The sequence below is a fragment of the Citrobacter sp. Marseille-Q6884 genome (assembly GCF_945906775.1).
Classification (GTDB): domain Bacteria; phylum Pseudomonadota; class Gammaproteobacteria; order Enterobacterales; family Enterobacteriaceae; genus Citrobacter.
Map to the genome: position 1 here is coordinate 1,007,547 of NZ_CAMDRE010000002.1, position 14,341 is coordinate 1,021,887.

Below are 14,341 nucleotides of genomic sequence, written 5' to 3' on the forward strand. Positions count from 1 at the left end.
TTCATTAACACTTCAGTTTTAAATATTACGTTTTAAATACATCGCGGGTGCGTTATACGACCTGGTTTCAGATGGTAAGGTTTAATGTTTTAATGCAAACATTAAAATTAAGTCAATTATATTTATTACGCTTTAACATTACATTTTCAATCTACGTCGATCATGTGGCATGGCAAATAACAGAGTAAATGCTGGATGTTAATGACTCGTGAAGGGAGTGCTGACATCTTATGTCAAACAGTGTGAAAACAAACACAGAATCATTCAGTGGTATTACCAGGCTTGAGAGGAAAGTATTTCCGCTATCGCTGTTAAATACCGTGATAATTTTTCTGGTTATTGCTTTTGCCGGTACTTTCTTTACCGTTTATAACTACATCAGCCATGAAACCGATGCCATTCTCGATATCATGATTGATAAATTGATTCATTCCAAAGGACAATCCGTCAAGAATGCCATCAATTATTATGTCAACATTCCGCGCCAGGCTAACTTAATTATTGCCCACGGACTTCAGGAAAGTGGTGAAGCGATACCCTCCCTGTCCCTGGTACAATCGGAATTACAGAACATCGTTGATAATGTGTTTAATGAAAACAATTATCTGAGCTCGGTTGCCTTTGGCAATATACATGGTGACTATGTCGGCATTGCCCGTAAAAAAAACTCGTTGTCTGAAGAGTACCTTACCCTCAAATCACCCGAAACGAATAACGAGTTAACCTTTTTCAACGGTACCACCCTGACGTCCGGGGTTGAGGATGTTTTGTATGGTTATGACATGTCGATCAGGCCATGGTACGCCATCGCCAGTAAAACACGCCGTTCAACATGGACACCGGCATACCGGGATATGAACTCCACGAATGGTGTCAGTATTTCATACAGCTCGCCGACCTATAACAAAAATGGACAATTCACCGGTGTCGTCTCAAGTGACTTGCATCTTACTGAATTAAATACTTTTTTGGATACGGTTAAACCGTTCCCGAACAGTTTGCTGCTGGTTTTAAACAATAATAACCAAATTGTGGCGTCGAACGATGCCAGCCTGACTACCGGTAAATCGCAAGGTCGCCTGGTGGATCAGAAAGGGCTGACGCTGCCGCTGATCTCCTCATCCTCTTCGATGTCCGCACGGGCAGCGGGTGGGCTAATGAATACGGTCGAGAAAAACAGCCTGGCAGAATTTCATCTTAACGGTGAGCGTAATTTTGTCCTGTTCATGCCAATCGGTCAGGAGCTGGAGTTACTCGACTGGAAAGTGGTCATTATTGTGCCTGAAGTGGCGCTAATGCAGGAAATGAGCCACGCCCGTCATCTGGCATTGATCATCTGTCTGGCGATTTTTACCCTCGGATTAGCGTTGATTCTTGTGGTGGTCTCCCGGGTGATTTCACCGCTAAAACTCATTACGCAGAAAGCAGACAAGCTGGTCGATCAGCCCTGGATATTATCTTCAAATAAATGGCGTTTTCCGGAAATCGCCTACCTCGATCTTGCCTTTTTCCGTTTATCCCAGAAGGTGAGCCGGAGTTTCTTCGCCCTTGAGAAGCAAATTAATGAAGATGCCTCAACGGGGCTCATGTCGCGCGCGGGTTTGTTGCAATCACTGCGCCGCGCACCGGACAGACACTATAATCTTCTGGCGGTGGTTTATACCGCCAGCCTGAGTTCCATTACCAACCTGTTAGGTAGTGAATACGCGGAACAGTATCTCAGCGACTTTATCGAAGTCATGAAGAAAAACCTTCCGGCCGGGACATTATTATGCCGTGACTGCGTCGATAAATTTATCATTATTTACCCAGGCCATTTCAGCCAGCAGATATGCGCCTATTACCAGCACCGGCTTGATGTGTTATTTGGCGGAGCGAATACGTACACCACCCATAATGTCAATAAGTATACATTTACCGGTTATGTCGGCATGGTGTATGAGGATATTACGGCTGATACCGTGCACAGCAGTATTATGAATGCCTATATTGCGTTGAAAAAGGCTCAGCAGGATGAGCAGTCGCGGGTCAAGCTTTACGAGCAATATATGCGTGAACAAGAGCTGCGTAATATTCGTCTGCATGAAAGTCTGCGAGATGCGCTTATCAATAATGAGTTTTATCTGGTTATGCAGCCGATTGTGGATCTACAAACCACAGAGAGCGTAGAAGGGGAATGCCTGATTCGCTGGCAATCGCCGCAATGGGGGCATGTCTCACCGGACTGCTTTATTACGCTGGCAGAGGAAACCGGTCTGATGCTGCCTTTAGGCAACTGGATTATTGAGAAGGCATGCGCTGAACTCGCCACCCTGATAAGTCGGGGCGCGTCGCCGGACTTCAAGCTGCACATTAATGTCTCCGCCAACCAGTTGCTCCAGCACAATTTTTCAACCCATTTGCTGAAAACCATCCAGCAACAGGGTCTGGTCAATCAGAACATTTGCATTGAAATTACGGAAACGGTGCTGCTGCGTGAAATTGCCTATATCAATGAAACGCTTTGCTCTTTGCGTCAGAAGGGTATCAGCGTGGCGATTGACGATTTTGGCTCCGGTTTTTCCAGTCTTTCTTATCTGCACAAACTGCCTTTTGATGCCATTAAAATCGATCGCCAGTTTGTCGCTGATGTCCTTAACGATAAGAAGAACGCGTCAATTATCTCCTCGGTCATTACCCTGGCTGAAGGTTTTGGCGTCCCGTTGATTGCCGAAGGGATCGAAACGGAAGAGGTCCGTCAACGCTTGCTGGCGTTAGGCTGCCCGAAAGCGCAGGGCTATCATTTCTGCCGCCCCGCGCCGTTCAATACCTACACATTCAGCGACGGAAAACTGATTTACCGTTAAGTGACTGCTCCGTGCAGGGGATTAGAGTGCGATTTCCGAGAGTCGGTTACGACCACTCTGTTTCGACTGGTACAGGGCGATGTCGGTCATTTTTATCGCGTATTCGAGGGTTGTCCGTTCGCTCATAAAACAGGAGACCCCAAGCGACAGCGTGATATTCGCGGCATAGTCATCAGTGAATAAATCGCACGTATTCAACAGGCAACGACCGCGCTGTACCGCTTCCTGTAAGGTCGAGTCCGGCAGCAGAATGAGGAACTCATCGCCCCCGATACGAAAAATAACATCGCTGCTGCGGGTGCATTTTCGTAAATGCCCGGCCATCCGTTTTAATACGACATCACCAAAATCATGGCCTTTCGTGTCATTGATAAACTTAAAGCGGTCGATATCGATCAGAATGAGTGAAACGATTTTTGCCGAGCCCGCCAGATTCTCATGATAGGGTTTGAGCGCGCGCCGGTTATACAGCCCCGTTAACGGATCGGTCAGCGTTTCCGCATGCAGTTCGCCGATTCTGTCATGCATACTGCCAATACCGGTTTTCATCATTTTACGCAGGCGCTGCGCTTCAAAATAGAAGGCGCGAATGCTATCGATCTGTTGGGTAATGGTCGGTGCGCCCATACGGTCCGCACATTCCGCCAGTTTATTTAACGGGCGAGAGATTTTGCGCGCCGCAATGGCAATGAACACCAGCGTAATGAGCAGTACCGGAATGGTGGTCTTCAGGACTTCCAGCATAACCTGCCGAATGGCCTGGGTGATCGTCTGTCCTGTCGTCAGGGTAATGACGGTCCAGTCTACCGCCGACATTTTGGCAAAACCGACAATCACTCTCTTACCATCGGTCTGATTGACCTCGCTGACACCTTCTGAATGATTGCCGATGGCCGAAAGAATCGTCCCGGCAAGCTTACTGCCAATTTTATCCTCTTCTTCATGATAGAGGATGGTGCCGTCGTTGCTGACCACTACGGTGTTGGTATTGATACGGTGAAAATGGTTGCGCATCATATCGGAGAGCATATTCCTGCTTTTAAGATAGACAGTTCCCGCAACATAGCCCTGGTATTCGCCCGTCGCATTTTTCAGTGGCGCAGTGACCATGACGATAAGATTGCCCATTACAGAATAGAGGGGCTGACTGATATTGGTTTTATCCAGCTGATAATTTTTAACATTGATTTGAGTATTTTTACCTATTGCATTGAGTCGCGTTGGTGCCACGGCGATCACGATATTCTGTCGGTTAACGATACCAACCGAATTAAAAAAGTTATTTTGCTCAAATACCAGTTGTGTCAAGCGTTCCAGTTGTTGTGGCTTATCCATGCCAGCGCTGGCTGCCAGTGCGGTGTGTTCAAGCTCTCTTTTCGCTGAATTGAAAAAACCATCCAGCGTAGAGGCCAGTTTCGATGAATACGCCAGATCATCTTTTTCTGCGAACTCGGTTAATAGCCTTTTTTGCACAAAATAGACTGAAGCTAAGTTATTAAGGAAAGTTATTGCCACGCTGACAATAACCAGCAAAACAATTACAGTCTGCAATTTAATAGTTAATGCTGACTTTATGGAATTATTCTTAATTGTTTTCCACATTGTTAATGAAATTACCCCAGAATCTCGCTAGTGCGAAATTAATTAACTTGGTAGGCGATTATTAGTTTCTCATCATAACAGCAACGGCACGCTTTGTATTGTGTGGTAAGTCTTTTTATCTGTGCTTTTTATTCCCGTGCTGAAGTTATAGTATTTGACTTTTTATCAAAACCCTATTTCATTTTGTTTGTAATTGGCTAAAAATAATGTACTTAAAGCCGCCAAAAGACGCATCAACAGTACAAAATGTCCTGGTTATCAGTTTCTGGAATAATCTGCATGGCAATGAGCGAAAATGTGGCAAATGCTGGCAGAGGACAATGGGGCTTTAGTTGGGCATTGTTGACAAAGAAGGGCCATCACGGGGGGATTACCGTAAGGCCCTGATGCGGCGTGTGATCAATAAGTCATGTGCGTTTTCAGCGGCGATGTTTATCTCATCACCTTTTTCAACCAGCCGAAAGGATGCCCGTGCGATACGGGATACCTCATGACAGGGTGACGGTCAGGTCTCGTTGGGCATATCTCTATGACACTTCGTGTTTTTAGCGATACACATACAACCCACCAGAAACTCCCCGGCTGAACAACACTTGCCAGAGTTGAATATCCCGTGCACGAAAGGCACCGGCGCATGAGGTCAGGTAGTAATTAAACATACGTTTAAACGATACAGTGTAATGATCACTGATCTGTGGCCAGCTGCGATTAAAACGCGTATGCCAGGCCATTAATGTCAGGTCGTAATCTGCGCCAAAGTTATGCCAGTCTTCGATGACAAAATGAGGCTCAGAGGCGGTAGCAATTTGCCTGACTGAAGGCAGACAACCATTGGGGAAGATGTATTTGTTGATCCACGGGTCAACATTATTGTCGCTTTTGTTTGCCCCTATTGTATGGAGCAGGAACATGCCTCCGGGTTTGAGGCAGCGGTCAACGACATTAAAATAGGTCGCATAATTTTTCGGCCCGACGTGCTCAAACATTCCCACGGAAACAATGCGATCAAACTGCGTGTCCAGATCACGGTAGTCCATCAACTCGATGGAGACATCAAGCCCGCGACAACGTGTGCTGGCCATTTTCTGTTGTTCCGCTGAAATGGTAACGCCGGTCACCTGGACATTGTAATTTTTTGCTGCAAATTCGGCTAATCCACCCCAACCACAACCGATATCCAGTAATGTCATGCCTGGCTGAAGTTGTAACTTCTCACACAGCATGCGTAATTTTTCTTGTTGTGCTGAATATAAGTCAGTGGCATTTTTCCAGTAGCCACAGGAATATTGCATATAGGGGTCTAACATTCTGAAAAAGAGATCGTTGCCAATATCGTAATGCTCTTTACCGACAATCCACGCACGCTTACGTGATTGCAGATTAAAAAGTCGCGCACCGGCGATACGTGCTAAGTCGTGCAGGTTTTTAGGGGCTTTTTCATCCAGTTTGGCGAGCAGGATTTTTTCAAATAAAACGTCCAGAGCGTCGCATTCCCACCAGCCTTCCATATAAGATTCACCTAAACCGATGGAACCTTCCTGGAGAATACGCTTATAAAAATCGGTATTTCGTACCTTGATATCCCACGGGCGCGATCCATTAATCCGAATATCTGCCTGGCTGACAAGATCCTCCACGATCCGAAACCAGTTATCTTTTTTGATCGCTGGCAAACGTTCAACTTCAATACTCATACCCAATCCTCAAAAAAATAACGTAATAAGCCATTTCATATTAAACACGATGGCTGAACGGGTGATGTTAATAGTAGTTACTTAGGCGCAACGTTATATTCAGAATATCAACAGGTGATTTTCTGTTTATTCATCAATATTGCGGAGTAAAATCATTTACTGAAGTTATGTGTGAAGTATCGCACCATACCAGGACGGTGTATCATGAACACGTGCCATGTTGTGTCGAACAGGCGTCAATTTAGTGGGGGGCATCATGCCCAAAACCAAAAAAATTCTGCGCAGTTTTAACCCAGAAAGCCTTGCCAAAGGCGGAAAGATGGCGCGACCTGTCTACTTTCGCACCTATATGTTGGCTGAATACGCGTTGTCAGGTTATCACTACCACCCGTTTATCCAGTTTCACTATGCCCGGGAAGGGTGGTTGTATGTTTCCGTCGAGGACCATTCCTACATTATTCCGGCTTGTTATGGGCTTTGGGTCCCGGCTTATACCCCACATCAGATTCAAACCACCAGTGATGTACTGCTGGAGAACCTGGATATTGACCCCGATTATTTCGCATCGATTGGCGGGAAAGCGGAACTGAAGCTGGTCACAGTTTCGGATTTCGCGCGCAGTTTTATCCATCACGCCAGCCAGAACATACCTGAACTGTACGATGTCAGCGGCAGTGACGGCCGTATGATTACCACATTGCTGGATGTATTGAACGCGCTGCCGGTTTCCGGTATTTCAACAACGTGGCCGACATCACCTGCGCTACTGGCGATGTGTAAGCAAATTACCACCACGCTTGACCAACCGCATTTACTGGAAGAGTGGGCAAAACAGGTCGGTATGTCGCCACGCACGTTTTCCCGGCATTTTCTCAAGGAAACCGGCGTTACGTTCGCCAACTGGAAACAGCAGCAGCGTCTGTTGCATTCCATCCAGTTATTGCGTGAATCCCGAAGCGTGACGGAAATTGCCCTGATGCTTGGTTACAGCAGTACCTCCGCCTATTCCTATGCATTTCGCCAGCTGTTTGGCGTTTCTCCCTCCCGGTATGAAGCGGCGCTGTTGCCCCCTGAAGTGGCGTTAGATGATTTCCCTTCTGCAGCCTCGGAAGCGTAAGAGACGATACACTCAGGCTTTCACGCCCAGGCTTCGGCGAGATTCCGTCTGCCGGATGCGTTCACGGATTAATGCCATGACGCGTTCGCAAACGGGCGGTAATTCGCGCTCCGCCAGGCGTAGAATGCCCAGCGTCAGGGTGAGCGCCAGAGCCGGGTTGGTATGCAGTTTCACCACTTTTGCGGTGTTCAGCATGGCGATGTCAGTGGCGGCAAGAATGGCGTTGCTGGAATCCATCAGATGACGCACTACGCGAAAATCGTTGCTCAGGACTGCAAAATGGTCATAGAGACCCGCGTTCAGCCCATAGAGCGTTTCCATATGCTCGACCGCCGCAGGATCAAAATAGCCGGCTGCAATCACCATCGGCCATGTTTTCATCGTGACAAAATCAATATCGCGGGTTTGCGCCAGCGGATGCTGGTGACTGACATACCACCCGAAACCGCAGGTAAAAAGACTTTCGACAACCAGATCCTGTTGATAGCGCGCAATACTTGCATCGCCGACGAAGAAGTCAATTTGTCGATTGCGTAGCAAATTCAGCAGCGGAGCGGAGGTATCCACGCTGACTTTAACCCGCACTTCCGGCAGGTCATGCAGCAGAGTATCCAGCAACGGGCAGAGGATCTCATCCATCAGCGAGGAGCCCATCCCCAACGCAACGCGCCCCGACTCACCGGATTGCATCATCTGTAAAAGACGTTTCCCTTCATTCTCATTCATCAACATCCGTCGGGCGGTCGCCTCCCAGGCCAGCGCATAGGGGGTCGGGCGCAGGCGGCGATCGGTGCGGGTAAACAACGGCACATTCAACTGCTCTTCCAGCGCGCGAATACTGCGTGACAGGGCCGGCTGGCTGAGATGGACCGCTTCTGCCGCGGCACTGAGCGATGTGTTCTCCAGCAGGGCAATAAAGTGCTGTAACTGACGCGTGTTCATTTTGGCCTCACTTGCACACTTTGCATGAAAATCGGCATTAATCTGCATTTCACGAAAAATAAACAAACAATTAACATTTAGCGAATTGTTGTTCAACGGGAAATGATGATGCGAAACGTAAATTCCGTTTTACCCCGGCCTGTGGTGGCCGTGATATGCGACCGGATCCGCTATTTCGAACATCCGGTGCATGCGGCACCGGAGACCTATCTTCGTGCACTGCATGAGGCCGCAGGGGTGATGCCGTTACTGCTGCCTGTCAGCCCTGAGATGCTGGATCTGCCCACGCTGCTTTCGACGGTTGATGGCGTGCTGCTGCCGGGCAGTCCCTCAAATGTGGCGGCGGAGCGTTACTGTGCTGAACCGCTGCCTGCACACACGCTTACGGATGAGTATCGGGATGAAACGGTCTTTTCATTGCTGCCGCAGGTGATTGCCCGCGGGATCCCGCTGTTAGCGATCTGTCGGGGATTTCAGGAACTGAATGTCTTTTTTGGTGGCACCTTGCACCGCGCGGTCCATGAACGCCCCGACGCGCTGGATCATCGGGAAGGGGACCACGATCGTCCACTGACATGTTGGTACGAGGATCGCCATCGCGTTGCGTTGTCAACAGACGGATTGCTGGCCTCGCTGGTTGGCGAGCAACAGGTATCGGTGAATTCGTTACATCACCAGGGCGTGGACCGATTAGGGGCGGGACTCAGAATTGAAGCGCTCGCGCCTGATGGCCTGGTTGAGGCCTTTACCGCCCCGGCGTCATCCGGGCTGGTGTTGGGGCTGCAGTGGCATCCCGAAATGTCACTGGGTCATAGCCCGCTGGCACAGCAGATCTTTTCCCACTTTGGTGATGCCTGTCGGCAACATCAGCAATCCCGCACTTCACTGAATCTTTCCGGAGAAAATGACAATGCGTCGATCCGCGCCATCGCTGTTTAGTCGTAATTATGCTGAAGCCCGACAGGCTTTTCTGGCGGCCGCAGAGGCTCGTGGCTTACCCATTGATAGCTATATTCTTGATCTGCCCGGAAGTGAGGGCGAAACCCTGGCCACGGATGTGGTGCTGGATGGCCTGAAAGATGCGGCTAACCTGATCATTACGATCAGCGGAGTGCATGGCGTCGAAGGGTATCCCGGTTCGGCCATACAGCGTGGATTGCTTGAGATGGGGCCACTGGTAGAAGCCGACACGGCTGTGCTTCATGTCCATGCGATTAACCCATGGGGGTTTTCCTGGTCCCATCGTACAACCCAGGAAAATGTGGATCTTAACCGAAATTTTGTCGATTTTTCAGCACCGTTGCCGGTTAACGACCGCTACAGTGATATTCACAATTTGTTGCTACCCGCCGACTGGCCGCCCTCGATGGAGAGTGAAGATAAACTGCGGGCACTGGCGAAAGCATGGGGTGATAAAGGCTATCAGTGCGCGGTGAGTCTGGGGCAATACCGCTTCCCGGATGGATTGCACTACGGCGGTGAAAAACCGACATGGAGCAATGACACCTTTCGTACCATTCTGCGTCGTTATGCGACGCGCTGTCAGCGTATCGGTTCACTGGATATTCACACCGGGCTGGGTCCCTATGGTTATGGTGAACGCATTTTGGGGTGTGAAGATGAAAGTGCTTCCCTGCAACGGGCTCGCGACTGGTGGGGAGATACCATTACCTCTGTTAATACAGGCAGCTCTACCAGTGTGCCGCTGACCGGACCGATTCAGGCGGCGCTGTTTCGCGAATGCGAGCAGGCTGAACAAACCAATATCTGCCTTGAATATGGCACTTATCCGCAGTTACAGACCGTACTGGCAATGCGCGGCGCCCACTGGCTTACCCGATATGGCAGCGATGACCCGCGGCAATGCGCGGCTATTCGTCAAAGCCTGAAGGATGCGTTCAATCCTCAGGACCCATGGTGGCAGAACGAGATATGGACGCAGGGGAGAGCGCTGTTCCTGCAGGCCGTTGCGGGCATTAATCGTCATTCCTCATAAACCATTGCTGGAGAGTTGCATGAGCCACATTACTGAACATCATGTTACGCAGCCTGTTCACTGGCGGGTGATTGCTGCCGCTGTTGCCGGCAACGTCTTTGAGGTTTATGACTTTGTCATATATGCCTATTTTGCCGTGTATATCGGTCAGGCATTTTTCCCGGTCAGCGGCGATTACGGCAGCCTGTTGGTGGCGACAGCCACCTTTGGGGTGGGATTTTTTACCCGACCGCTGGGGGCGCTGTTTATCGGCAGCTATGCCGACCGGGTAGGGCGCAAGCCTGCGATGATCCTGACGGTGACGCTCATTACCCTGGGAACGCTCGGGATTGCGCTTACCCCCACCTACGCCACCATTGGTATGGCCGCGCCGGTGATTATTGTGTTGTGCCGTTTGATCCAGGGCGTAGCTTTAGGCGGAGAGGTTGGGCCTGCGGCATCGCTGCTGATTGAGTCTGCACCGGCAAACAAGCGTGGTCGTTATGCCTGCTGGCAAATTGCCAGTCAGGGGATTGCGGTTTTCTTCGGCGGTCTGTTCGGGGTGATCATCACATCGTCTTTATCCGCTGAAGATGTGCAAAGCTGGGGATGGCGTTTGCCCTTTATTGTCAGCCTGCTGATGGTGCCGCTGACGATCTATATTCGGCGTCATCTGCCGGAAACGCTGCAGGAAACGGTGAAACAGGAGAAAAATACGCGGCATCACGTGAAGGGCATGTGGCGTGAGCATCGCAGCATACTCATTATTGGGCTGGGGATCATGATGGTCGCGAGTATCGCCTCGCAACTGATTAACTACATGACCTCCTATGCCATCAAGACCTTACATCTGTCGCCAGGTATTGCGCAGACCAGCATTCTGATGGCCGGGCTGATCACTTTTTTCGGTGCGCTGTTCGCCGGACGGTTATGCGACAAATATGGCCGTAAAAAAGTCCTGATATTGCCGGTTCTGGCATTGAGTGTGGCGATTATTCCTCTGTTTTCATGGTTACATGACGCTCCGGATGCCATGCGGTTACTGACGGTGACCTTTTTTATCTCAACGTTGATTACGTTCCCAACGACGGCGGTGCTGGTCATCGTGCCGGAGATGCTTCCCGCCCACTATCGCAGTACGGGCACGTCGCTGATTTATGCGATTGGCTCAGCAATGTTTGGCGGCAGTACCCATTTCATTTTAACGGCGTTGTTGGCCTGGACGAATCATCCGGTGGCGCCGGCATACTATGTGCTGTTTGCGGCGGCAGTGAGTTTGTGCGCGATGTCGGTGTTACCTGAAACTCGCGGTGAAGCGGCCAAATCCCGTGCCCGCCCCGTCGTTGATTGATGTCTTGAATCGCATAACCGCGCAGATGCCGGTTATGCGTATTTCAACCGGTGCCTGAGACTCAACAGGTGGTCATAACGCTATTTCTGCAGCCAGTTAACCCGCACAAGAGGGGGTTGTGTTTTGGTATCCAGACGGCCGTTTATACTGATCATATTATCGGGTTTAACGGTTCTGCCATCAAAGACGGAACGCGGGATCACGGTATCAATACTGCCGGTTTTATCGCGGAACACATATTTATCGTCCCCCCGATCATCAATGAGATTACCCCGTAGAGAGATGGTCGCACCGTCATGCATCGCTTTAGCTTGTTGAGCCGTCATTATTCGCGCATTTTCGGTGCCACGATACCCATCATCCAGAGCGTGAGGTGGTGGTGGTGCGGTATCTTTTTTTAGTCCGCCGCCACTCTCTTCAGCAAAAGCGGCCGGGATTAAAAAACACCATAAGAATGGTGCCACGGATAATTTCATTTTGCCCCCATTGGGTGGTCAGCTTGACTTATTAAGCCTGGTTGCTATTTCTTAATCTGGCAAACAATACATATAAACCCCATTTCGTCAGGAAAATAACTGCGAGTCTTTAACAGACCCGCAGGACACTCTATTAATTAAAAGATGAGTTCATCGTTAACAGTCAGGAATTATCGGACTTACGGCCACCGCCGTGGCTGCTTTGCCCGCCTTTTTTACCCGCTTCAGATGCGCGTTGCGGATCGTTTTTAAAATTCCCACCGCTGTGCTGACCACCTTTACGGCCTGCTTCAGATGCTTTTTCCCGGTCTTCAGCGAAATTACCGGAACCACCACGATGCTCTGCCATATATCACCTCTATATCGGTTATGTCAGTCAGATACAAAATGCGTTTTGTATCTGTCGTTGCTCAGGGCTTAACGTTAGCGGCTATTTGTGTTAAGTCAAATTTAACTCGGTTATATGGAATTGATTCGTTGTGTTTATTTTCAGTACCTTAAATATTAATCCGCTTCGTTTGTTAGATGTATTTGTTGTGCTCAAAGGGGCGCTAACATACTGAGCTATGGGAGAATTAAAAATAGACGGCCTGAACCAGGATTAATCTTGTTATTTATTTTTGAAAGTGCTCCGGGAAGCGGTAAGGGGGATTATTCGGTACGGTATCGTTTATTTTGTTCTACGCTTACTCATTCGTGTGAAACATAATGTGAGGTGATTAAATGGCTGACCTGAAAAGTGAAAAAAAGTCTGGCAATAATACCCATGCAACGCAATTTCCGGCTCCGCCTTTTGCGCACCAAAAACAACCATTTCCGGGGCTTGCCGGAAAAATGCAACCCCGACCCGATCACGGTGAAGAAAGCTATAAGGGAAGCGGCAAGCTTAATGGTCGAAAAGTATTAATTACCGGCGGCGATTCTGGTATTGGCCGTGCGGTGGCAATTGCCTATGCACGCGAAGGCGCTGATGTGGCAATCAATTATCTTCCCGAGGAAGAAGATGACGCCTGTGAGGTGATTGCGCTGATTAAAAAAGCGGGAAGAAAAGCCGCGGCGATTCCCGGAGATATACGGGATGAAGCATTTTGCGAGCAACTGGTGAGTCAGGCGGTGGATGCCCTGGGCGGGCTTGATATTCTGGTCAACAATGCGGGACGCCAGCAATTTTGTGAGTCTATTGAAGCGCTCACGACAGAAGCGTTTGATGCTACCTTCAAGACCAACGTCTACGCGATGTTCTGGATCACCAAAGCGGCTATCCCCCACCTGCCGCAGGGCAGTGTGATCATTAACACCTCCTCGGTGCAGGCTTACGAACCCAGCGAGATCCTGCTGGATTATGCCCAGACCAAAGCGGCGATTGTCGTTTTTACAAAATCGCTGGCGAAGCAACTGGCGCCAAAAGGGATCCGAGTGAACGCCGTTGCACCGGGTCCTTACTGGACAGTACTGCAGTGCTCTGGCGGGCAACCCCAGGAAAAAATTGAGCAGTTTGGCGCTAATGCGCCGCTAGGAAGACCGGGACAGCCTGTCGAGATCGCACTGTTGTACGTCACACTGGCCGCGCCAGAGAACAGCTATTCCTCCGGCCAGGTCTGGTGTTCTGACGGAGGAACCGGGACTTTATAACCTCGCTGAACAGGCAGATCGTTGACATCCTCGTCTGACGAGCAAAACCGAATGGAGCAGGGATTGCTCACCCCGGGAAATTGATTAAGGCGATTCAACAGTCATTTCCTCTGTGACAAGCTCTTCGCGGCAACGTCAGTTCCTGAGCATACGGGTCAGTTTCCTGGTTTCCAACGCACCCGGTCCGCATAGAATGCAGAACCGGTATTCATACATACAATGAATAGTTAAAGCATTGGCGAAGGAGGAAAATGAGTACAAAAGCGATGTGCAAAAATGATTTACGGTGCGAAAAAAACAGGCCTGTTTTTATCCCTCTGCCTGTGGGTTCTGAGCGTAAAAGGCAGTTAAATAATCTGTAACTAACACAAATTATGTGTGTTTATCTCTTGAAGTGAGTAACAAAATATAAGTTAATTACCGAAAATAAATAAGTGCGGTGAATGTATTAAATGATAATTACTCACATGCACTGAATTGTGTGTTCTTGATGAGCGATAAACTAAAGTAACCAGAATACCCCTCGCGCACCGGCACGTAAAAATATTGTGAATGATAAATGCTATTTTTTTTACATATGCTGAATAACGCATAATACAATTTTATTCTACAAGTGAATTTATTTATTAACATATACCACTAAACTGGGTTTCAAATGAAAATTTATATAGATGCTATCCTTGCAATCATGCCGAGGAGGGGCGAA

General features: G+C 49.1%; 11 protein-coding genes. 6 read left to right on the plus strand and 5 right to left on the minus strand.

Features of this window, described 5'->3' with window-relative positions; translation table 11 throughout:
• The first annotated feature begins 320 nt into the window (after positions 1–320).
• Entirely contained in the window at positions 321–2,846 is a 2,526-nt protein-coding gene (locus tag N7268_RS20055) for an EAL domain-containing protein (RefSeq protein WP_260864196.1), read from the plus strand.
• A gap of 21 nt (positions 2,847–2,867) precedes the next feature.
• Here the strand turns inward: N7268_RS20055 and N7268_RS20060 are convergent, their stop codons facing one another.
• Together N7268_RS20060 and cfa are read right to left on the minus strand one after the other, a co-directional pair.
• Entirely contained in the window at positions 2,868–4,319 is a 1,452-nt protein-coding gene (locus N7268_RS20060) for a sensor domain-containing diguanylate cyclase (RefSeq protein WP_260864197.1), read from the minus strand.
• A 674-nt stretch (positions 4,320–4,993) separates the two neighbouring features.
• Complete coding sequence (gene cfa / locus N7268_RS20065; protein ID WP_260864198.1) at positions 4,994–6,142, minus strand: cyclopropane fatty acyl phospholipid synthase; 1,149 nt, start codon at positions 6,140–6,142, stop codon at positions 4,994–4,996.
• A gap of 256 nt (positions 6,143–6,398) precedes the next feature.
• Between cfa and N7268_RS20070 the strand changes: the two genes are divergently transcribed.
• Positions 6,399–7,259: a helix-turn-helix transcriptional regulator gene (locus N7268_RS20070; protein WP_260864199.1), complete on the plus strand. Its 861-nt coding sequence runs from the start codon at positions 6,399–6,401 to the stop codon at positions 7,257–7,259.
• A 12-nt stretch (positions 7,260–7,271) separates the two neighbouring features.
• Here N7268_RS20070 and N7268_RS20075 read toward each other — a convergent pair whose 3' ends face one another.
• A complete protein-coding gene (locus tag N7268_RS20075; RefSeq protein WP_260864200.1) occupies positions 7,272–8,201 on the minus strand; it encodes a LysR family transcriptional regulator in 930 nt (309 codons plus the stop codon).
• 108 nt (positions 8,202–8,309) lie between these two features.
• Between N7268_RS20075 and N7268_RS20080 the strand changes: the two genes are divergently transcribed.
• Genes N7268_RS20080 through N7268_RS20090 form a run of 3 tightly spaced genes read left to right on the plus strand, consistent with a single transcriptional unit; the run spans position 8,310 to position 11,527 of the window.
• Entirely contained in the window at positions 8,310–9,140 is an 831-nt protein-coding gene (locus N7268_RS20080; RefSeq protein ID WP_260864201.1) for a gamma-glutamyl-gamma-aminobutyrate hydrolase family protein, read from the plus strand.
• Entirely contained in the window at positions 9,112–10,197 is a 1,086-nt protein-coding gene (locus N7268_RS20085; RefSeq protein WP_260864202.1) for a M14 family metallopeptidase, read from the plus strand. Before N7268_RS20080 ends, N7268_RS20085 begins: the two co-directional genes overlap by 29 nt.
• Before the next feature lie 19 nt (positions 10,198–10,216).
• On the plus strand, positions 10,217–11,527 hold the full coding sequence (locus N7268_RS20090) for an MFS transporter (protein ID WP_260864203.1): 1,311 nt from the start codon (positions 10,217–10,219) through the stop codon (positions 11,525–11,527).
• Positions 11,528–11,607: 80 nt separating this feature from the next.
• Here N7268_RS20090 and N7268_RS20095 read toward each other — a convergent pair whose 3' ends face one another.
• Both N7268_RS20095 and N7268_RS20100 read right to left on the minus strand, forming a co-directional pair.
• On the minus strand, positions 11,608–12,003 hold the full coding sequence (locus N7268_RS20095; protein ID WP_260864204.1) for a YdeI family stress tolerance OB fold protein: 396 nt from the start codon (positions 12,001–12,003) through the stop codon (positions 11,608–11,610).
• Between the two features lie 163 nt (positions 12,004–12,166).
• Positions 12,167–12,352 carry a general stress protein gene (locus N7268_RS20100; protein ID WP_006684659.1) on the minus strand — a complete coding sequence of 62 codons (186 nt, stop codon included), beginning with the start codon at positions 12,350–12,352 and terminating at the stop codon, positions 12,167–12,169.
• Positions 12,353–12,726: 374 nt separating this feature from the next.
• Here N7268_RS20100 and N7268_RS20105 point away from each other — a divergent pair, with 374 nt between their 5' ends.
• Positions 12,727–13,635, plus strand: a complete 909-nt coding sequence (locus N7268_RS20105) for an SDR family oxidoreductase (protein ID WP_260864205.1) — start codon at positions 12,727–12,729, stop codon at positions 13,633–13,635.
• Positions 13,636–14,341: the final 706 nt, after the last annotated feature.

Bases quoted from the DNA above. Each gene is read 5' to 3' on its own strand.
- cfa (WP_260864198.1), bottom strand. From the start codon at position 6,142: ATGAGTATTGAAGTTGAACGTTTGCCAGCGATCAAAAAAGATAACTGG.
- N7268_RS20070 (WP_260864199.1), top strand. From the start codon at position 6,399: ATGCCCAAAACCAAAAAAATTCTGCGCAGTTTTAACCCAGAAAGCCTT.
- N7268_RS20075 (WP_260864200.1), bottom strand. From the start codon at position 8,201: ATGAACACGCGTCAGTTACAGCACTTTATTGCCCTGCTGGAGAACACA.
- N7268_RS20080 (WP_260864201.1), top strand. From the start codon at position 8,310: ATGCGAAACGTAAATTCCGTTTTACCCCGGCCTGTGGTGGCCGTGATA.
- N7268_RS20085 (WP_260864202.1), top strand. From the start codon at position 9,112: ATGCGTCGATCCGCGCCATCGCTGTTTAGTCGTAATTATGCTGAAGCC.
- N7268_RS20090 (WP_260864203.1), top strand. From the start codon at position 10,217: ATGAGCCACATTACTGAACATCATGTTACGCAGCCTGTTCACTGGCGG.
- N7268_RS20095 (WP_260864204.1), bottom strand. From the start codon at position 12,003: ATGAAATTATCCGTGGCACCATTCTTATGGTGTTTTTTAATCCCGGCC.
- N7268_RS20100 (WP_006684659.1), bottom strand. From the start codon at position 12,352: ATGGCAGAGCATCGTGGTGGTTCCGGTAATTTCGCTGAAGACCGGGAA.
- N7268_RS20105 (WP_260864205.1), top strand. From the start codon at position 12,727: ATGGCTGACCTGAAAAGTGAAAAAAAGTCTGGCAATAATACCCATGCA.